Here is a 19,568-nt window from a genome sequence, read left to right as displayed (position 1 = left end):
CCGGGTGTGCCGGGCCGCCGGGAAGGCGACGGGCCGCGACCGGCACGACGCCGGCCGCGAGGCGGGCGCGTGCGGCCCGCGGGCGCGAGGGTACGGTCAGTCGATGGCCGGCGAGCCCACCGGCGGCAGCGACCGGCCCACCGCGAACAGGGCGTATCCGATGATCAGGAAGAGCACCCCGAGACCCATCGCCATCGCCGCGACACCGAACGAGACGACCGAGGTGAACAGCGAGGACCGCAGGAACGAGCCGGTCATGACGACCTCCCGCTTCGGGTCCTCCTTCGCCAGCTCGGCGTAGGTCTTGCCGCCGCTGGCGGCGAGCGCGTGCTTCTCGATGACCTGCGCTTCGGCGTACGCGGTCAGCGGCCCGTCGATCTTGTCACCGGCGAAGTTGTCGGCGTCGGCGGAGACGGTGATCTTCTCGTCGGCGAGCTGGTTCGCCACGGTGAACCAGGTGGCCGCCCCGGCGATCAGCATGATCACGCCGGCGGCGACGACCAGGAGCGCGAGCAGGCGGATCAACCCGGCCGGAGATTTCTTGGCAGCCGATCCCGAGGCCATGGTGATGTCCTTTCCGTCCGGAGTCCTCCGGTGACGGTGGTGGCCGGAACATTCGCGGCGTTTCACCACCACTAGTCCGACATCATCCTCCGTTGCGCCGCGCGCGGAGGCGAAATCGCGCAGCACACCGGGACAGACCCGGACCAACCGCACAGCCGACCGGCAAACCGGGGGGATACCGGTCCGCCCTACGCCGAGGTGCCGGCCATGGTGCGGGCACCGCCCGCGGCCGCCAGCTCGGTGAGCGCGCCGCTCGTCTCGCCGGTGCACTCGAGCAGGATCTCGTGCATCAGCCGGTGCGCCATGCCGGCCGTGTCCTCCTTCTGCTTGCAGATCGTGGTGAGCATCAGCGCGGCGTCGATCTCACCCATCAGCATCGCCTTGTCGACGAGCAGACCGAAGGTGTCCATCGCGCCGTGACTGATCTTGACGGTGCCGAAGAGCATGGTGGCGGCGACGAACTCCGGCGCCGGGTCCTGCTGCCGGAACTGCTCGATCTCCTCGCGCACCCCCTCGACCACCGGACAGCGCACGTTCTGCGGCTGGGCGCGGAGCATGGTGAACATCTGCTCGATGCCCTTCATCTGCGCACGGATCTCCTCGGCGTGCAGGCCGAGCAGCATGCGCGCCCGGTCGTCGGCCACCTCGCGGGCGCACCGGTCGACGATCTCGGCCGCGGCCCGCTCCCCCGCGTAGGCCATGGACAGGTCGAAGAGGAAGGCTTCCTGCACGTTGCGTACGGACATCACTGACTCCTTTGTCGTGTTGGATGGGATTTGTGGTAGTCGGTCCGTCGCCGCATACCCCGAGAAACCCTCATGAACTCCTGCCGTTCCCGCTGATTCGCGCGGGATCCGGAGCCGGGCGCGCCGCCGCCGGTCACTTCGAGCGCAGGCGTCCCACCGGGTGGGTGCCGGTCGTCAGCGCGGCGCCGAGCCGGGCCCAGGCCGAGTCCGCGAGGTGCAGCCGGTCGCGCAGGAACGCCACGCTGACCCGCTGGATCAGCGCGACCCGCTCCGGGCTCTCGTCGGTCGTCTCGGTGCTGGCGTACCCGGTGATCCCGCCCAGCGAGTGCTCCGCGCCGGACAGCGTCAACAGGCTGCGCACCCCGGGGCTGAGCGAGTACGCCTCGGTGAACCACTCCGGACCCCGGACGCTGAGCATCGACCGGTCCCTGTCCCCGGCCACCAGCAGCGACGGCGTGGTCAGGCCGGTGAAGTCGGGGTGCATGAACGGGAAGTGCTCGGCCGCGAACGGCGTCAGGCTGTCGCCGCCGGTGCCGGTCAGCGCGAGCAGCACGCCGGCCCGGACCCGCGCGTCGGCCCGGCTCGGGCCCGGGACGCCGGCCGCGTCGAGCACCCGCGCGCCCAGCAGCATGCTCGCCGTCTGGGCGCCCCAGGAGTGGCCGGCGACGGCGACGCGGCCGCGGTCCAGGCGGCCGGCGAGGCCGGGCACGGCCGCCTCGATGAGATCGAGGTGGTCCAGGACCCGGACGAGGTCGTCCACCCGGTGGCGCCAGATGTCCGGGTGGCGGGCGTCGTCCGGCGCGAGGCCCAGCGTCCGCGCGTCGAGGTGGGTGGGTTGCACGACCGCGAAACCCTGGGCGCTCCAGTGGTCGGTCAGCGGGGCGTAGCCGTCCATCGACTGGCCGAACCCGTGCGAGAAGACGATGACGGGCAGGTCGCCGCCGGCGGCCGGGGCGGTGACCCGAACCTGCAGATCGTCGCCGCGGCCCGGGGCGGGCAGCACCACCGGGCGCACCGAGATCACCGGGCGGGCGTGGCGAGGCTGGTTCATGCGGAACTCCCCATCTAAGTGGAACACTGTTCCGCTCGAACTATACGGAACAATGTTCCAGATCAGCAACTCGGGCGACGCGCTAGGCTGGTCCGGTGAACGCGCCCCGCCCCACCACCCCCGTGCGCCGGGCGGCTCGTTGACGCCCGCACCGCCGGTCGAACACATGTGCCTGGCATACGACGACGCGGCCGAGTTCCGGACCCACGCCGCCGACTTCCTGACCGCCGGAGTCGCCGCCGGCGAGCACGTGTGGTTCGTCGGCCCCGCCGGCCCCGCGCCGATCGACGCGCCGGGCCGGATCATCGACACGGCGCAGGCCTACGGCGCGGATCTGCTCGACCCGGCGGCCCAGGTCGCGGCGTACGCCGCGGCCACCGATGCCGCGCTGGCGGCGGGATACACCGGCCTGCGCGTCGCGGCCGACGTCAGCACCCTGCTGCCCACCCCGGCCCACCGGGACGCCTTCGCCCGGTACGAGTTCGCCATCGGCAGGTACATGCTGACCGCACCGTTCCGGGCGGTGTGCGGCTACGACCGTGCGACCCTGGGCGACGCCGTGATCGCCGAGCTGGCCTGCCTGCACCCCCGGGCCACCGCCGGGTCGGCGCCGTTCCACCTGTACCCGGCCAGCCCGCGGCCCGGCCACGTCCACCTGACCGGCGAGCTGGACGTGACCACCGAGCAGCTGCTCACCACCGCGCTGCGGCGCACCGAGCCGGGACGGCCGCTGGTCCTGCACGGCGAACAGCTGGATTTCATCGACCATCGCAGCCTGCTCGTGCTCGACCGGCACGCCGAACAGCACCGCACCACGCTGGTGCTGCGCACCCGCAGCAGCGCGGTGCGTCGCCTGGCCGAGCTGATCGAACCCGCGCACATCCGGGTAGAGGTGGTCGCATGAGGACGGGGGCCGCCGCCGGGCATCACGGCTACTTCCACGAGGCTGTCTGCTACGACTCCGACGAGCATCTGCTCGGCGTCGTCGTGCCGTTCCTGCGGGGCGGCGTCGCGGCGGGCGAACCCACCGTGGTCGCGCTCGGCGAGCGCAACGCCGCCCTGGTGCGGGACGCGATGCCGGACGACAGCCCGGTCGTCTACCTGACCGGCGCCGCCACGTACACCCGGCCCGCCGCCGCGATCCGCTCCTACCGCCGGATACTCACCGGCCACATGGCCGACGGGGCCGCCCAGATCCGGATCATCGGTGAGCTGCCCGCCGCGACGTTCGGCCCGGGCTGGGACTGCTGGGCCCGGTACGAGTCGGCGATCAACCACGCCTACGACGACTTCCCGCTGTGGAGCATGTGCGCCTACGACGTACGCCGCACGCCCGAGCCGGTGCTCGCCGACGTCGCCCGCACCCACCCGCGGACCGCGCTGCCCGGCGACCGCCATCTGCCCAGCCCGGCGTACGTCGATCCGCGGCTCTTCCTCGCCGAGCGGCGCCCCGCGCCGCCGGACCCGCTGCAGCGGGTCGCGCCGCGGCTGGAACTCGCCGACCCGACCGCGAGCCAGGCGCGGCAGGCCGTCCGGGCCGCCGCGCCCGCCGGCCTGCCCGCCGACCAGTTGGCGGATCTGATCGTCGCGGTCAGCGAGACGGTGTCCAACGCCCACCGGCACGGGCTGCCACCCACCCGGATGCGGATCTGGTCGGGGACCGACCGGATGGTGATCACGGTCACCGATCGCGGCAGCGGGCCGAAGGACCCCTTCGCCGGGCTGCTGCCGGCCGGCGGGCCGGACGGCGGCGGCCTCGGGCTCTGGATCACCCACCAGTCCTGCGAGCAGGTCACGCTCAGCTGCGACGAGGACGGCTTCACCGTCCGCCTGACCGCCGGGCCGTAACCGGCCGGCCCGCCCGCGCCTCGACCCCCGAACCGCGCCGCCCCGCCGGAACGCGGCCCGACCACCGAACGGCACCGCCCCGCCGGAATGCTGCCCGACCGGCAAACCGCGCCGCCCCGCCGGAACGCGGCTCGACCCAGGAACGGTCCGGTTGGCCCTGACCAGCAGGTTTACCGCTGACCTGCGTATTCGTGCTGCCGTTCCAGCAAGAACAGCGGTGTTCAGCGCGGTTCAGTCCTTTTTGGAGCGCGGTCCTGCTCTCATATTTGCTCCCATCACCACAGCCCACGGAAAGGCTAAACCGTCCCGAAATGGCCAGGAACCCGCGGCACCACCGTCGAGATCGTCCGTAAGCCCGCCGATCAGCGCGGGTTCGTCGTGCATCCGAAACGGTGGGCGGTCGAGCGCAGCCTTGCCTGGCTGACCGCGCACCGACGGCTGGCCCGCGACCACGAACGTGACCCTGCAATCTCGGAAGCCTTGATCCGCTGGGCCGCGATCGACACCATGATCCGTCGCCTCGACCGCGGCCGGCCCGCCACCCGCCAACGCCGCCGAACGTTCAGCACGCCCGAGTAACAGCCCTCTCAAACACTCACTCAATCGCACCCCTATTAGTCTCTGGCGCGTGGTAAGCGAGAGCGGCGGTCTTCCCGCCCTTGAGGAGCGGTCCGGCTACTTCACCAGCGGTTTCCGGATGAATTGTGAGTGCGGTGGCGTTTCGTCCATCTCCAGCACGGTCTACTTCGATCGCTCCGCGGCTGATGCGATGATGCCGTGCGAGCACTGTGATAATGCCATCCATTTCGGCCCGGGAGTCGCCGCTCTTCGGGATGTGGATGACCTCGCACTCGACAACGCGCGGATCAGCCGGCTGGCCTGGTATCACACCAGCACGTCGCCGGACTGGCCCTCCCCGGCGTACGAGGCTGAACAGCTGAAGTGGTTCGAGGAGTTCCGTCGTCAGCACCCAGGCATGAGCTCCGGGATGGGCGGACCGCCCGCGACCAAGGCGTTACATGTCGGCACTTACCAGGCAGCGATCGTCAACATGCTGCGCCGAATGCGGAATCAGGGCGACGCGGCATCACAGTTCTACCTCTACCGTGTCGGGCTCGCCGTCGACCCGGGGCGTGTTAACGACGGGTATCGCGACGAGAACCATGAACCGGCTGCGCAACTGACGGTGGCGCAACTGTTAGCCGAAGAGCTCTCCGCCATCCGGTACCTGAACGTCTTCGAGGACATGGGTTCGCTGTCGCTGGCGTTGTTACCGGAATCGATCCGGTCGCTTCAGCGGATCGCATTGCCGATCGTTGGCTTTGTGCCTGACCACGGTCCATCTCTTGATGAGCTGATCGATCGCGTTGATCGACGGGTGGCGCAGAGCACGGCCGAGATGCCCAACACTTCTGGCATCTCGCCTGGACGTCTCAGGCTGATGGCGCTCGCGCCGGAGCGAGATCCCTCAGGTATCGGCGCCCGGGTGCAGCGGATCGAGGAGGCGATCGGTGAGCAGGAGTCAGCGCTGGAGGACGCCCTCGCCGAGCGGTACCTGGACGGCGTGTGCCCGGTGGTGGCCGACAAGTTCAGGGCGGCGGTCGGTGCTTGGCGGAGCAAGGGCACACCGACGCGGCGAGAGTTCACGGACTTCTATGCGGCTAGCGCGTACGCCCTCACTCGTCCTGATGCCGTCATGCGACTCGTCGCCGGCCAGGAGGCGAAGCCCATCTCGACCGGGTGAAGACCGCGAAGCTGAGTCCGAGACCCCCTCTTGTCGCGAGTCAGCCGTCGACAATCACGCTGTCGTAGGCCGCGGCGTAGTCGATGTCCATCGGGACGAACCGCTCGTGGAAGGCGATGCCGAAACCCCGAGTGATCTCGCCGCCTCCGGGCGGCGTAGTGGCCGGATGGCGGATCCCCAGGATCTCGTCTTGCAGGAGTTGATGCGGTTCGGGGCCGGTCGGCACGTCCGAATATGCGGGCAGTGTCACGTCGGTGCGGCCGGCGAAGTATTCGGTGGCCGCGACGTGGAACATCGCGCCGTAGACCACGGTCATCATCCATGCCTCGGCCAGCAGGGTGGCTGGCGGCAGGATCAAGGTGGTGAACTCCATGCCTTGCTTGGGCCCCTGTTGCCGCCGGTGATCAATGTGGTGGTCATGTCATGTCTCTCTTGTGCGTGTCGTCGGAGCGGGGTGCACCCGGGGGCGGTTACCGGGGAAGCAGCCGCGGAATCGGTTCGCGGGGTGCGGCCCGCCGGCGTCGATGCCGGCGGGCGTCCGGTGCTAGTGGGCGGGACGGAACGGGCGCAGCAGGCGGATGCCGTCCTCGATTGATCCATCGATTAGTTCGAGCATCTGCGGCACGAGTTCCCGCATCCGGGGCGCGGCGAGGTGGGCGTCGAGGTGGGCGCGGGTCTCCCAGCGTTCGTAGATGACGAATTCGCCAGGTCTGCCCTCGACTTCGTGAGCCTCGTAGTCGATGTTGCCGGGGTCGTTGCGCGAGGGGGTGACGGCGGCGGTGATGAACGCCTTGAGGTCGGCCTCCCTGCCCGCCTTGGCCTTCGCATCCCATACGACGGTCACGTAGCCGGCGGTTGTTGTGGTCATGGTGATCCCTCTTCTGTTCCGTGCCGATGGGCTGTGTGTCGGTACCGAGCCGGTGTCAGCTCTCGATGAAGTCAAGGAGGTCGGCGTTGACGGTGTCGGCGTTCACGGTGCACATGCCGTGGGACAGCCCCGGGTAGACCTTCAGGCGCGCGTTCTTGACCAGTGTGACCGCCATTTTGGCGGAGTTGGCGATCGGGACGATCTGGTCGTCGTCGCCGTGCATGATGAGCATGGGCACGCCGATCGCCCGGAGGTCGTCGGTGAAGTCGGTCTCCGAGAACGCCTTGATCCCCTCGTAGTGCGCCTGCGCGCTGCCGGCCATTCCCTGGCGCCACCAGTTCTGGATGACGCCCTGGGAGATGTCCGCGCCCGGGCGGTTGAACCCGTAGAACGGCCCGGAGGCGAGGTCGAGGTAGAACTGGGAGCGGTTGGTGGCCACGGCGTCGCGGAAGCCGTCGAAGACCTCGACCGGCAGCCCTCCCGAGTTCGATTCGGTCTGGACCATGAGCGGCGGAACCGCTGCGATGAGGACGGCCTTGGCAACCCGCCCGGCACCGTGCCTGGCTACGTACCGGACGACCTCTCCACCACCGGTGGAGTGGCCGACGTGGACGACGTCGCGCAGGCCGAGGTGTGCCACCACGGCGGCGGCGTCCGCCGCGTAGTGGTCCATGTCGTGCCCGTGGCTGACCTGGGCGGAGCGCCCGTGCCCGCGGCGGTCGTGGGCGATGACACGGTAGCCGCGCTGGACGAGGAACAGTAGCTGGGCGTCCCAGTCGTCGGAGCTCAGCGGCCAGCCGTGGTGGAGCATGACCGGCCGGCCCGAGCCCCAGTCCTTGTAGAAGATCTCGCTTCCGTCTCTGCCGGTGACGAAAGGCATGGTCGGCTCCTCGTGGTCTCGCCCGGGTAGCGGGCGGTTTCGCTGTCTCCACGAGAATGGCCCGGCCACGGTGCCGACAGCCTCCGTCAGCTGACTGACATCCGGCCGACGGTCGCTTACGTCAGTACCGGGGCAGTGCTCGGACCCGACCGGTAGCTCTCACGGCCGGATGGCCGAAGGCTCGGCAGGCAGCGCCTCCAGTGCATCGCGGAGCTCGGCCCGCGATGTGATGCCCAGCTTCGGGAACAGACGGTAGAGATGCGACGACACGGTCCGCGGCGAAAGGAACAGACGCGACGCGATCTGCGGGTTCGACAGCCCCGTCGCCGCCAGCCTGGCGACCTCCAGCTCCTGCGGGGTGAGGGCCTCACCGGCCTTGCCTCGGCCGGTCCGCGTCATGCCGGTGGCGCGGAGCTCCGCCGCGGCCCGAGCCTCCCACGAACGGGCCCCGAGTTCCTCGAAGCGGCCGAGGGCGGCGGCCAGCTGCACCCGGGCCTCGCGGTTGAGTCCTTGTCGGCGGAGCGCTTCGCCGTACGCCAGACGAGCACGGCCGACCTCGAAGGGCCACTGCTCGACGCCCGGCAGTGCGAGTGCCTCCTCGAAGCACCGGACCATGTCCTCGGCAGCCGATGTCATCGCCCTGACCGTGGCCGAGCTCAGCGCGAGCCGCGACGAGAGGTGGCCGACACCGGCGTCGCGCAGCGCGTCCGCGTGCCGTCGCGCCTCCGCGCGCCGCCCGGTGCGCACGGCGGCCTCGACGAGGTCCGGCGCGGACCACACGGCCTCGGGGTTGAACGGCGGCAGCACACCGGGGGCGCAGATCGCTGTGGCGTGCCGGAAGGCCGTCTCGAAGTCGGCGGCGCCGAGGGCGGCCCGGGCCGCCGCTTGGTGGGCGCAGTTCTCCAGCCGCCGCAGTCCCCTGGGCCCTGACCACCCCCAGATGTCCTCGCAGTGCCGGCGGCACGCGTCGAGGTCGCCGCGCTGGGCCGCGGCCATCGCGGCGATGTAGTGCCCAACCTGGGCGAACAAGTGGTATCCCGTCTCCTCGGACAGGGCGATGAGCTCGTCCGCGGCGTCGGCCGACGGCTGCCACCGGCCGGTGTAGAGGTCGTCCAGGGCGACGAACATCAGGGCCGGCATGCTCAACCCCACCGCGCCGCCGTCGCGTATGACCCGGGACACGGCCTCGCGACAGCCCGGAAGCCGGTCGAGGTAGGAGGCGGTCAGGGCGGTGCGGATGACCACGTCGGCGTTACTCTGGTCCTTCAGCCGCGCGATCTCCTCGTCCAGGCGGCGCAGCATGCCGTCGGTGACGGAGCCGAGGTCGTGGTGGACGCGCCCCAAGGACCCCGCGGCGGCGGGCGCCGCCGCGGGAAGCTGTGCGAGGACCTTGGACAGAGGCTGCCAGTGCTCGGGCCGGCCCGAGTACTGGCTGGCGAGCGTGAGGGTGAACAGCGCGGTCTCCAGCTCGCCGGACGGCGGACCGGGCGACATCGGCGTCTGCTCGATCGCCTCCATCAGCAGCGCGTGGGCGGTGTCGGCGTCCCCTTCCGTAACGAGCACGAGGAAGCCGGCCGTCGCGGCCGCCGAGAGCGACCGGGCCGCCGGATCGCCCTCGGCCTCACGCATGATCTCGTGGCTCACCTCCAGATGACCCGCGACCCAGGCGGCGACGTAGGCGGCCTGCGAGAGGCGGCGTCTGCGGACCGTCCGGTCGGGGCTCAGCTCGGCCGCGCGCCGCAGCCTCGCGATCGCGCCGTCGGCGTCACCGCGTCGCAAGCTGCTGCGGGCCGCCGACTCCACGACGGCGGCGACCGCCTCGTCGGGCGCCGTCGTGGCTCTCGCGAGGTGGTCACCGCGTCGCTCGGGCTGGTCGCCCAGCGCGTCGGCCAAACGGCGGTGGGCGCTGCGCCGCTGCTCGCCGGTGGAACCGTCGACCACCGCGGACCTGACCAGCGGGTGCCTGAAGCGCACCGTGCGGCCGTTCTCCGCGACCATGACCAGGTGGTCGCGCTCCGCGGGAGCGAGCCCGTCGAGCCCGTCCGGCCCGATGGCCGCCTCGAGAACGCCGATGTCGCCGGAGCCCTCAAGAGCCGCGAGCAGCAGTACCTCGCGCGTTCGGTACGGCAGCCGCCCGACGCGGGCGCTGTATAGAGCGCGCACGTCCCGTCCCTGGCCGCTCGCCCACCCCACCCCTTGGCCGTATTGGCCGCCGGACGCCCCGGTGGACGCGGCGGACCCGGCGAACTCGAGTAGAGCCAGGGGGTTTCCCTGCGCCTCGTGCGCCAAGGTCGAAAGGACCCGACGGGGGAGGTGCGCGAAGCGCCGGGAGAGCAGTCGCAGGGCGTCCGAGTCACCCAGCGGCGCGATCTCGAGTTCCGGCAGACCGGTGGACCGGAAGGATTCGTCGGACTCCGTTCGCCCTGCTCCGAGCAGCGCGATGCGACGACCCCCCAGTCTTCTGGCGACGAAACCCACCGCGGCCCGGCTCGCCTGGTCGAGGGCATGAAGATCATCGACCACGAGGAGCAACGGCCGCTCCTTCGCGGCCCCGTCGAACAGGGACAGTGCCGCGTTCAGGACGGCGATCTGGCTCGGCGCGGGACCGGCGCCGAGACCGAGGGCGACTTCGAGGGCCTCCCGTGCGGAACGCGGCAGACGACCGAGTTCGTCCGGCAGCGAGCCGACGAGCTGATGGAGTCCCGCGAAGCTGATGTCCGTCTCGTACTCGTCGCCGCTCCCGCGGACGACCCGCATTCCCTTCGCCACCGCCAGCTCGGCGGTGGCGTCCAGGAGTGCCGTCTTGCCCACGCCCGGATCACCGGTGAGCAGCAGGGCGGCTCCGTTCATCCCGGCCATGTCCAGGAACGCCGCAAGCTCGGCGAGCTCGCCCTCTCGGCCGACCAGCCCGGTCGGGCCGACGCCCATGCCTGTCCTTGTCCTTGCCCACATCCGCCGTGTCCCTCGCTATGCCTCGCGAGGCAGTCGAACCACCAGCCACGCACTTGACCAGCGATTATCGCACCCACCGGCAGGCGGAGCCTGAAGCCAACTGCTTCGCCGGCACCCGCAGCTCTCCGACGAAGATCATGGAGAACACCAGCCGGGCGCTGCGGCCCCACCGCAACGACAGCACGACGTGGACCATCGTGCCGGTCTTCCTCCCGCCCGGCGGATGAACGACTCGTCGAGCAGCTCGCCTCCCGCCCCCACACCAGCGGACAATGCAAGATTCACGTGCGACGCGACGAAGACAGGTGCACCGGGTGTACGGCACGGGCGCCCTCGTACGCCGTCAGCGTCACCCCGGCTGCCACCGCCAGCGCCGCCACCAGCCCCGCCGCGAGCACCGCCCAGTCGCCCAGGAACGTACAGACGACCACCAGCAGCGCCGTGGCCGGCAGCGCCGACTGCTGGGCAATCCCCACCTTGTAGAACCGCGAGTGCAGCGCCCACACCGTGAGCAGGAACAGCGCTGTCGGCAGCGTCACCGCCGCCGACGCGGACGGCGCTGAAAGGTGCGTCTTGCCCACCGCCTGCTCCACCGCCACCTCCAAGCCGGCCCCGATCGCAGCACCCGAGACGAAGATCAGGTAATGGCCATAGCCCCAGAGGAAGGACTGCCGGTTGGACCGGAGGTGCCCGTGGATGGGGACCGCGAAGTACACCCACCAGGCGGCGAAGATGATCAGCAGTCCGCCGGCGGCGATGGGCAGCAACTCACCCAGGGCCTCGTGCTCGTCGATCCCCGACTTCACGGCGACGGTGGCCGCAGCGATGGTCTCACCGAGCACGATGAGCGTGAGCAGCCCGTACCGTTCGGCGATGTGGTGCGGGTGCCAGGACGTGGGGTGGGCCCGCTCCGCATACAGCGGTACGGCCATCTCCAGCAGCGCCATCACCAGGAAGACCCACGGGCGGCCGGCCTCCGGCAGGGCCAGTAGCCCCAGCCAGCCGATCTGGCACAGCCCGATGGCGTACCGCAGCGCGGTCGTCCGCTCGGGGCCCTGGCTCGACCGCGCCACGCGCAGCCACTGCGCCGTCATGGCGAGCCGCATGATCACATAGCCCAGGATGACGACCAGGTACGTGTGTTCCTCGAACGCCTGGGAGACGCCTGCAGTCAGGACGAGCACGCCGGCTATCTGGATCAGCGTGACTGTCCGGTACAGCACGTCGTCGTTGTCGTAAGCCGAGGCGAACCACGTGAAGTTCATCCACGCCCACCAGATGGCGAAGAAGATCATCAAGTAGTTGAGGATCCCCTCGCCCGTGTGTCCCTCGACTATGGCGTGCACCAACTGGGCGCCTGCCTGGGCTATGGCCACGATGAAGCACAGGTCGAAAAAGAGCTCCAGTGAGGAGACGCTGCGGTGGGTCTCGTCGCGGCTTCGCGCCGTGAGCCTGCGCAGTGGTCGGTGGTGTGCGGGCGCCGCGGAGCACACCGGCGGCGGAGCCGGGCTGCTTGTCATCTGGTGAGCCAAGCTCCGAAATGTCGCTGCAGTCGGGGATTGATCTGCCAGACCATCGCTGCTGCCGCTGCCGGGACGAGTACAGCGAGTCGCACCGGCAGGTACAGGTCCTCCAGAACAGGGTTCGTGGCCAGGCCCAGCAGGACGATGGTGGGGTAGATGGCGCACACGGTGAGGAGCCACAGCTTCCAACGCCGGACGGCGGCCGGAACGGTAGGGTCGAGCCGGAGTTCGGCGATCGCGGACGCGTTCCGGCTCTGCTCCCGGAGCGTGTGCCGGATGTCTGTCATTGCCGGTGGGCTAAGCAGTCCAGGATCGTCGGCACCGTAGGCATGGGAGACACTTCTCTCGTTCATGGACCACTCCAATCGAAATGCTGCGTTTTGATGCCATCGGTTGTGGGCGCTGCGTGATGGGCTGCCCGCGCGCAACAGCGGCAGCAGTTGCCGGGTGAGCAGTACAGGGCTTAGGTGGCTCACCGCTAGCCGCTGCTGGTATCCGTCTGCTGGCAGGCTTCGGATGGTGCGGTTCCAGGTGAAGCCGCACCATCGTTGTTGATCAGCACGTCGAGGTGACCGTGTCGCCACTTCGAGCCAGCGTCGCTGGGTCGCGGCCAGAGCGGACAGGTTGGCGATGTGCTGCCCGGCCCCGAAACGTTGCGCGACCGGCACCAGTCGATGCGGGTTACGACCGTGCAGAAGCAACTGGTGCCTGGCTTCCGCAAGCTCCTCAGCCAGAGCGAAACCAAGAGGGTCCGTCGCTCCGGTGATCAGAGTCGAGGCCACGGTGCACCCTTCCTGTGCGGGAGGGCTCCCCGGCGCCCGAGTGGGCGCCGGGCCAGGTGATGATCTGATCAGTGAGCGGACTGGGTGTGGTCCTGCTCCACGTACACCTTGAGGGCCTGGAATTCCTCGATAGCTCGCGGGCCGCACAGATACCCGTAACCGCTTCCCTTGACGCCGCCCTCCTCGAAGTCCTCGCTGATGGCTCCCCAGGTGTTGATCCATACGGTGCCGGTGCGGATACGCCGGGCGATCCGGCGGGCCTTCATCGAGTCCGAGCTGAACACCGAGGCGGCCAGGCCATAGATGGTGGCGTTCGCCTTGGTCACGGCGTCGTCCTCGTCGTCGAAGATCTCGAACGTCTGGACCGGGCCGAAGACCTCTTCCTGCACGATCCGGACGTCGGTGCGGTCCACCTCGATCAGGCTCGGCCGGTAGAACGCACCGGCGGCCAGGGGGCCGTCGGTGACCATGCCGCCGCGCAGCAGTACCGTGCCGTACGAGGTGGCTTCCTCGACGATCGCGTCCACCCGCTGGGCGGACGCCCGGTCGATCACCGGGCCGAGCTGGGCATCCTTGTCGTCGCCCGAGCCGAGCCGCACCTGCGCGAGCGCGTTGGTGAGTCGGGTGCGCACCTGATCGGCGATGTCCCGGTGAACCAGTACGCGGGAGCCTGTGCAGCAGAACTGCCCGTTCATCAGCACCAGCGACTGCACCACGGTCGGGATCACCATGTCCAGATCGGCGTCGGGAAGAATCACCATCGGCGCCTTGCCGCCCAGTTCCAGGCCGACCCGCTTGAGTGTGGTGGAAGCCGCGGCCGCGATATGGCGCCCGACCGGCGTACTGCCGGTGTAGTTGATCACGTCGATCTTGTCCGAGGAGACCAGGAACGGGGCTCCGGTGTTGCCGGACTCGGTGAACACGCTGACCACGCCCGCCGGGATCTCCGGGACCGAGGCCAGGATCCGCGCGAAAAGCTGATTGGTCAGTGCCGTCTGAGCCGGAAGTTTGACCACGACGGTGCAGCCGGCGGCCAGCGCCGGGCCCAGTGCCCGCACGGTCAGCATGATGGGGGAGTTCCAGGGAGAAATGATCCCGGCGACACCGAGCGGCTCGGGCACCGAGTGGGTGTACTGGCCGGGTGCCGTCTCGGCGGCGCGCCCGGCGGTCTGGGTGCGCACAGAAGCCGCCGCGTACCGCAGCCACCCGACCGCACCGCTGACCTCCCACGTGGTCTCACCCAGCAGCTTGCCGTTCTCCCGGGACAGCATGGCCGCAACCTCGGGTACCCGGGCCTCGAGGGCGTCGGCCAGCCGGCTGAGTGCGGTCGCCCGGAGCGAGGGAGTGCGCGCCCATTCGGTGGTCGCGAACGCGGCGGCGGCGGCGTCCACGGCGGCCGAGGCCTCTGCCTCGCCACCGTCGTAGAACGAGCCGACGACGGTGCCGTCGGCCGGGTTGATCGATTCCAGAACCGAGCCGGAGCCGGTCCACTGTCCGTTGATCCAGTGCTGCGCGATGGTGTTCATGGTCCGCACCTCGTGGTCTCGCCCGGGTACCGGGCACTTTCGCTGTCTCCACGAGAATGGCCCGGCCACCGTGCCGACAGCCTCCGTCAGCTGACTGACATCCGGCCGACGGCTCGCTCGCGTCAGTACTGACGCTGGAAGGGGATCTTGTTGGTGGGTGGGTGGGGTGCGTTCCTCCCTGAGTGACCTGCGATAAGCATCGATGTCCTTGCGGAGCGGGAGGCGGCGGCTCGGGTCGAGTTGCTGCGGTTGGAAGAGGAAGCCGCGCAGATCGCCGGGCTGATCGAGGAGTGCCAACGGGAGATCGAACGGCTGACGATCACGCAGGAGGTGTTGTCCGGACTGGTCACCGAGCCGGTGTCAGTGCTGCCGGACCCCCGCGAGCAGGCCGGCGATCCCGTCAGCAAGCCGGAGCAGACGGACTACCTGCTGGAGAAGGAACTACACCGGGTGTGGCATGACTGGTTGCCGCTCGTCCAGTTCGATCCCGGTGACGACGTCTACCGGGGCAAATTCCTGATTCGCGTCGAGGATCTGGCCGCCCACCGATTCGACCAGGCCGTGTCATTCGCCGCGTTTCTCGAATAGACCGGCGACTTCAGCTACCGGTCCCGGCGGGTAGAAATCCGGCGTTACATCCGTTGTAAATGGTCGATGTCATACCTGTGTACTACTGCGCGCCGCTGGTCGGGACTTCTACATGGGGGCTGGGTCGGCACCGCACCTCGGTCCCTGCGCCCGCCATTCAAGCTGCCACGAGCGACGAGGATGGCGCAGATGTGGCGCCGGGCCGGCCGCCGCCGTCACCACACCGCGGTGATGCAGGCTCCTCGGCGGCGCGACACTGCCCCGGTAGCCGCACATGTCTCGCCTCGTGCCGACCATCGGCTTCCGCGTCAAACACTGACATACATGACTCGTGGCCGCCCTGATTGAGAAGACAAACACCCCTTCGGGCATCACGCACAGTAACCGGGTCGGGCTCAGGTCCGGCCATGATTCCAAGCGAAGGCCCAGCTCAATGCGCGAATCACTATGGACGGACCACGTCAGCGACATGCGATCACCACGATCCCACATAGTGGGTTTAGGGAGTGTTTGGATTGTTGATCGTTCGTTGAGCATGCGTGGCGCGTGGTGACCTGACCAATGCTCAATGGGCTCGGCTGTCGGCGGTGCTTCCGCCGGTACGGATGGGGCGTCCGCCACGGGATCGCCGGACGGTGATCAACGGGATCCGGTGGCGGGTCCGGACGGGGTCGCCGTGGCGGGACATGCCGGAACGCTATGGGCCGTGGGAGACCGCATACGGGCTGTTCAGGCAGTGGCAACGCGACGGTGTCTGGGCCGAGGTCCTCACTCGGCTGCAGGCCGCCGCCGATGCCGACCACATCATCACCTGGGACGTATCCGTCGACTCGACCGTGTGCCGTGCACATCAGCATGCCGCCGGCGCCCGGAAAAGGGGGACGATCAGAAACATCCGCCGGGTGGGGTGGACACCGAACCCAACGACCATGCCCTCGGCCGGTCACGTGGCGGGCTGAGTACCAAGTTGCACTTGGCCTGCGAGCAGGGCCAGCGGCCGTTGTCGATGCTGGTCACGGCTGGTCAAGCCGGTGACAGCCCGCAGTTCGAGGCGGTCCTGGCGGGGATCCGGGTGCCGCGCCTGGGCCGGGGAGCGGCAAGGACCCGTCCAGACCGGGTCCTTGCCGACAAGGCTTACAGCTCCCGCAGCAACCGTGCTCACCTGCGCCGACGCGGGATCCGGGCCACTATCAGCGAGCCCTCGGACCAAGCAGGGCATCGACAACGACGTGGCACCGCCGGTGGCCGGCCACCCGCGTTCGATCGCGAGATCTACAAGCAGCGTCATGCCGTTGAGTGCGGCATCAACCGCCTCAAGCGGTATAGAGCCGTGGCGACTCGCTACGACAAGTTGGCCGTCCGCTACCTCGCCACCGTGCGAATCGCCGCGATCGGCGAATGGCTCCGATGACTTACCAAACACTCCCTAGGGGCCGACAGAGGGAAAAATGGCCGTGACCCTTGTTTCCGCAGGTCAAGGCCTTGATCTTTTGTGCGCCTGAAAGGGAACCCCTAACCTTTTGATCCGTAGTCAGATTCTCGATCACTCCAGCTCGAAGCCCTGCAGATAGCGGAAAGATTTCGCACCTCATTCGGCCCGGCGCACCAGTGGCGCCGGGCTTCTTCACGTCTCGGCATCGATCACCACGTCCTCATCCAAGGAGTGCTTGCATGCCCAGGTCACCACGACCGCTGCCCCGCCGGACCGACACCGATGTCCCCGGCCACCAAACCCCGTCACCGGCCGGCCCATCCTCTACACACCCGCCGAAGCGGCCGACCGTTCGAAAGTCCGCGAGTCATGGCTGCGCAAGAAGGCCGCCGCGCGCCAGATTCCGTGCACCTTCCTCGGCAAGCACCTGCGGTTCTCGCCAGCGGACCTCACCGCGATCATCACCCCGGCGGCACGTCCCCCGATCGGCCGCAAGACCCAGCGCCGCACACCCCGGCCGCGTCCCGACGCCGACTTGCCAACACCCCCGCAGCGAAGCGTCCATGCACACCGCGATGACCCCGAATCGAAAGGGAAGCACCCCATGGCATGGGTAGAAAAGCGCGGTGACAGCTTCCGAGTGCGTTTCCGTAAAGCCGACGGCAACGTCGTCACCGACTCCAGCCACCCCACCTGGGCAGCCGCCGAACTCCGCAGCAAGCAAGTCGACATCGAACACGCCCGCGACGCCTACATCGACCCCGCCCGCGGCCGGATCACCCTCGCCGAATGGATCACCATCTGGGAACCCGGACACGAGGCCGGCGACGCCAAATGGGCGGCCTACCACAGCCACCTGTGTAACCACATCCTCCCCCGCTTCGGCAACGTCCCCCTCAACAAGATCGCCCGGCAAGACATCAAGGCTTTCGTCAAGACCCTCAAAGGAGCCTTGCCGAGAGCAGCACAGCCAGCGTCATGAGCCTGCTCGGCCTTCTGCTGCGTGAAGCCGTCGCCGACGAACGCCTCGGGTTCAGCCCCTGTCAAGGCGTCCGCATCCTCACCCGCCACCCCGCCGAGCGACCTACCGCCACCGCGGGCCAGGTGAACCGGATCGCCGAGCGCATCTCCCGCCACAGCGACCAGGTCCTCGTGATCACCGCCGCCTACACCGGCATGCGTTGGGGCGAACTCGCCGGCCTCGCCAAGAAAAACACCCACCTCGGCGACTGCCTCATCCGCATCCACCCCGAGCACGGCGCGCTCCACGAGGTCAGAGGCACCCTCTACCTCGGACCGCCGAAGACCACCGCCGCCGTCCGCGACATCCACCTACCACCGTTCCTGACCGAACTGCTCCAGACCGTGATCGACAGCCACGACCATCCCCTGGTCTTCTGCGGCGCCCGCGGAGCCTTCCTACGCCGCTCCTCGATGTCGCGGCGAGCCTGGCGACCCGCCGTCAACGGCGACCCCGCCACCCGCACGCCACCGATCATCGAAAATCTGCACCTGCACGACCTACGGCACACCCACAAAACCTGGCTGATCGAAAACGACATCCCCCGAAGTAGCCCAAGCCCGCAGACTCGGCCACCGCCTACCCGGCGTCCGCGGCGTCTACAGCCACGTCACCCCCGCCATGACCGCCCGCATCACCAACAGCCTCCAAGCACGCTGGGAAGCCACCCGCACCGCCGCCAGCCGCCACCGCCGGCTTCACGCGGCCTGACCGCACCACACGCCCACTCCGGCAGGGCTGGAGCACCATAACCGCGAAGGTGATCTTGCGCTCCCATTCCGCTCCCACAGTAAGCACCGAACAGCAACGGCTCGTTACCGGAAATCCGGTAACGAGCCGTTGACCTGCACAAACTCTGGTGGGCGATACTGGGATCGAACCAGTGACCTCTGCCGTGTCAACGAAGCGCACCGCCCCGCCGGCCGGCGCGCGGCCCGGTCGTCATACGCGCGAACGTCCACCGGGGGCGCCGCCCGGCGGACAGAATCGGAGACGCCGCCGGGCCCGGCGGATGCAGCGACCCCACGGCGAGGCGAGGCGGACCATGAGACCCAGGGCGGTCGTCACCGCGGGCACGGCGGGACCCGGGTACGAGACCGCGCGCGGCCTGCTCGACGCGGGCTACGCGGTGACCGTCGTCGGCCGCGACGCCGGGCGGGGTGACCGGGCGGCGCGGGCCCTGTGCGCCGGCGCCGCCGAGCCCGCGGCCCGATTCCTACGGGCGGACCTGTCCTCGCTGGCCGAGGTCCGGCTGCTGGCCGCGACGCTGAGCGCGGAGGGTCCGCTGCACCTGCTGGTCAACAACGTGGGCGGGGTGTTCGCCGACCGGTGGACGACGGTGGACGGCCTGGAGGGCAGCTTCGTGCTCAACCACCTCTCGCCGTTCCTGCTGACCCAGGCGCTGCTCGACGCGCTGGCCGCGGCCGCGCCCAGCCGCGTCGTCCAGGTCACCTCCTCGTCGATCACGGCCGCGGTGCCCGACTTCAGCGAGGTGGAACCGCCGGGCGAGTACCACGGGCTGGCGGTCGCCGGCCGGGCCCGGCTGGCCAACCTGGCGTGGGCGCTGGACGTGGCCGGGCCGCTGCACGAGCGGGGGATCACGCTGGTGGCCGCCGATCCCGGCACGGCCACGGCGTCCGGCGCCGCCGCGCGGACACCGTCCCCGGCCGCCCACCCGGCGCGCGACACCGGCACGGCACGGGACACCGGCACAGCACGAAATGCCGGGACAGCGCGGATCGCCGACACCGCGCGGAGTACCGACACAGCACGGAATACCGACACAGCACGGAATACCGACACAGCACGGGACGCCGACACAGCACGGGACGCCGACACAGCGCGGAATGCCGACGCGGCCCAGGTGATCATCCGCGCGGCCACCGACGCGCGCCTCCGGCCGGGAGCCGTCGTCGGGGCGGCCGGCCTGCTGCGGTACGTGACCCCGGAGGTGACCCGGGCCGTACGCTCGCTCACCCACCGCGTCATGCGGTGACCGCGTCCGCGCCGGTGATCCGGCCCATCTCGCCGGTGGCGGCGGTC

19 protein-coding genes and 1 pseudogene are annotated in these 19,568 nt (G+C 69.6%); 10 read left to right on the top strand and 10 right to left on the bottom strand.

All coding sequences use genetic code 11. The annotated features are described in order from the left end of the window. Positions 1 to 96: 96 nt before the first annotated feature. From ACTEI_RS14415 to ACTEI_RS14405, 3 genes are all read right to left on the bottom strand, one after another. Complete coding sequence (locus tag ACTEI_RS14415; protein ID WP_122978129.1) at positions 97 to 564, bottom strand: aromatic ring-opening dioxygenase LigA; 468 nt, start codon at positions 562 to 564, stop codon at positions 97 to 99. Positions 565 to 752: 188 nt separating this feature from the next. Further along, on the bottom strand, positions 753 to 1,310 hold the full coding sequence (locus ACTEI_RS14410; protein ID WP_122978128.1) for a DUF892 family protein: 558 nt from the start codon (positions 1,308 to 1,310) through the stop codon (positions 753 to 755). A gap of 133 nt (positions 1,311 to 1,443) precedes the next feature. Beyond that, a complete protein-coding gene (locus tag ACTEI_RS14405; protein WP_122978127.1) occupies positions 1,444 to 2,361 on the bottom strand; it encodes an alpha/beta hydrolase family protein in 918 nt (305 codons plus the stop codon). A gap of 166 nt (positions 2,362 to 2,527) precedes the next feature. Between ACTEI_RS14405 and ACTEI_RS14400 the strand changes: the two genes are divergently transcribed. From ACTEI_RS14400 to ACTEI_RS14385, 4 genes and pseudogenes are all read left to right on the top strand, one after another. Next, positions 2,528 to 3,265, top strand: a complete 738-nt coding sequence (locus tag ACTEI_RS14400) for an MEDS domain-containing protein (protein ID WP_164465949.1) — start codon at positions 2,528 to 2,530, stop codon at positions 3,263 to 3,265. Then, a complete protein-coding gene (locus ACTEI_RS14395; protein WP_122978125.1) occupies positions 3,262 to 4,209 on the top strand; it encodes a sensor histidine kinase in 948 nt (315 codons plus the stop codon). The genes ACTEI_RS14400 and ACTEI_RS14395 overlap by 4 nt, the downstream gene beginning before the upstream one ends. Before the next feature lie 330 nt (positions 4,210 to 4,539). Beyond that, positions 4,540 to 4,788: pseudogene (locus ACTEI_RS14390) on the top strand (hypothetical protein); the annotation flags it as partial. A 49-nt stretch (positions 4,789 to 4,837) separates the two neighbouring features. Then, a complete protein-coding gene (locus ACTEI_RS14385; RefSeq protein WP_122978123.1) occupies positions 4,838 to 5,953 on the top strand; it encodes a hypothetical protein in 1,116 nt (371 codons plus the stop codon). A gap of 40 nt (positions 5,954 to 5,993) precedes the next feature. On the opposite strand, the gene ACTEI_RS14380 is transcribed toward ACTEI_RS14385, so the two are convergent. The 4 genes from ACTEI_RS14380 to ACTEI_RS14365 all read right to left on the bottom strand — a co-directional run bounded on the left by ACTEI_RS14380 (position 5,994) and on the right by ACTEI_RS14365 (position 10,629). Further along, positions 5,994 to 6,326 (bottom strand): hypothetical protein, encoded by a 333-nt coding sequence (locus ACTEI_RS14380; RefSeq protein ID WP_122978122.1) that lies wholly within the window; start codon positions 6,324 to 6,326, stop codon positions 5,994 to 5,996. 171 nt (positions 6,327 to 6,497) lie between these two features. Then, complete coding sequence (locus ACTEI_RS14375; RefSeq protein ID WP_122978121.1) at positions 6,498 to 6,821, bottom strand: putative quinol monooxygenase; 324 nt, start codon at positions 6,819 to 6,821, stop codon at positions 6,498 to 6,500. A gap of 55 nt (positions 6,822 to 6,876) precedes the next feature. Further along, complete coding sequence (locus tag ACTEI_RS14370) at positions 6,877 to 7,701, bottom strand: alpha/beta fold hydrolase (protein ID WP_122978120.1); 825 nt, start codon at positions 7,699 to 7,701, stop codon at positions 6,877 to 6,879. A 159-nt stretch (positions 7,702 to 7,860) separates the two neighbouring features. Further along, entirely contained in the window at positions 7,861 to 10,629 is a 2,769-nt protein-coding gene (locus ACTEI_RS14365; RefSeq protein ID WP_203723768.1) for an ATP-binding protein, read from the bottom strand. A gap of 77 nt (positions 10,630 to 10,706) precedes the next feature. On the opposite strand from ACTEI_RS14365, the gene ACTEI_RS36970 reads away from it, so the two are divergent. Continuing rightward, positions 10,707 to 10,880, top strand: coding sequence for a hypothetical protein (locus ACTEI_RS36970; RefSeq protein WP_164465947.1), 174 nt, complete (start codon positions 10,707 to 10,709; stop codon positions 10,878 to 10,880). A gap of 54 nt (positions 10,881 to 10,934) precedes the next feature. Here the strand turns inward: ACTEI_RS36970 and ACTEI_RS14360 are convergent, their stop codons facing one another. From ACTEI_RS14360 to ACTEI_RS14345, 3 genes are all read right to left on the bottom strand, one after another. Continuing rightward, positions 10,935 to 12,173, bottom strand: a complete 1,239-nt coding sequence (locus ACTEI_RS14360; RefSeq protein ID WP_122978118.1) for a low temperature requirement protein A — start codon at positions 12,171 to 12,173, stop codon at positions 10,935 to 10,937. Next, the gene (locus ACTEI_RS37765; RefSeq protein ID WP_203723767.1) at positions 12,170 to 12,958 is read right to left on the bottom strand and encodes a putative antibiotic biosynthesis monooxygenase; all 789 of its coding nucleotides are present in this window, start codon (positions 12,956 to 12,958) and stop codon (positions 12,170 to 12,172) included. Before ACTEI_RS37765 ends, ACTEI_RS14360 begins: the two co-directional genes overlap by 4 nt. A 68-nt stretch (positions 12,959 to 13,026) precedes the next feature. Further along, on the bottom strand, positions 13,027 to 14,484 hold the full coding sequence (locus tag ACTEI_RS14345) for an aldehyde dehydrogenase family protein (RefSeq protein WP_187645989.1): 1,458 nt from the start codon (positions 14,482 to 14,484) through the stop codon (positions 13,027 to 13,029). A gap of 249 nt (positions 14,485 to 14,733) precedes the next feature. Here ACTEI_RS14345 and ACTEI_RS38320 point away from each other — a divergent pair, with 249 nt between their 5' ends. The 5 genes from ACTEI_RS38320 (at position 14,734) to ACTEI_RS14320 (ending at position 19,521) form a co-directional block, all read left to right on the top strand. Then, positions 14,734 to 15,072 carry a DUF1963 domain-containing protein gene (locus ACTEI_RS38320; protein ID WP_239082602.1) on the top strand — a complete coding sequence of 113 codons (339 nt, stop codon included), beginning with the start codon at positions 14,734 to 14,736 and terminating at the stop codon, positions 15,070 to 15,072. A 539-nt stretch (positions 15,073 to 15,611) separates the two neighbouring features. Beyond that, positions 15,612 to 16,483 (top strand): IS5 family transposase gene (locus ACTEI_RS14335; protein WP_372443324.1). Its coding sequence is split into 2 segments (ribosomal slippage): positions 15,612 to 15,954 and positions 15,954 to 16,483, totalling 873 coding nucleotides; the frame shifts between segments, so codons are not numbered across the junction. Between the two features lie 256 nt (positions 16,484 to 16,739). Beyond that, entirely contained in the window at positions 16,740 to 17,486 is a 747-nt protein-coding gene (locus ACTEI_RS38315; protein ID WP_239082630.1) for a tyrosine-type recombinase/integrase, read from the top strand. Beyond that, positions 17,483 to 18,277 carry a tyrosine-type recombinase/integrase gene (locus ACTEI_RS14325; RefSeq protein WP_239082631.1) on the top strand — a complete coding sequence of 265 codons (795 nt, stop codon included), beginning with the start codon at positions 17,483 to 17,485 and terminating at the stop codon, positions 18,275 to 18,277. Before ACTEI_RS38315 ends, ACTEI_RS14325 begins: the two co-directional genes overlap by 4 nt. 293 nt (positions 18,278 to 18,570) lie before the next feature. After that, on the top strand, positions 18,571 to 19,521 hold the full coding sequence (locus tag ACTEI_RS14320) for an SDR family NAD(P)-dependent oxidoreductase (RefSeq protein WP_164465946.1): 951 nt from the start codon (positions 18,571 to 18,573) through the stop codon (positions 19,519 to 19,521). Positions 19,522 to 19,568: the final 47 nt, after the last annotated feature.

This window comes from Actinoplanes teichomyceticus ATCC 31121, from assembly GCF_003711105.1.
Lineage (GTDB): Bacteria > Actinomycetota > Actinomycetes > Mycobacteriales > Micromonosporaceae > Actinoplanes > Actinoplanes teichomyceticus.
This window is presented reverse-complemented; position numbering and strand designations above follow the sequence as displayed.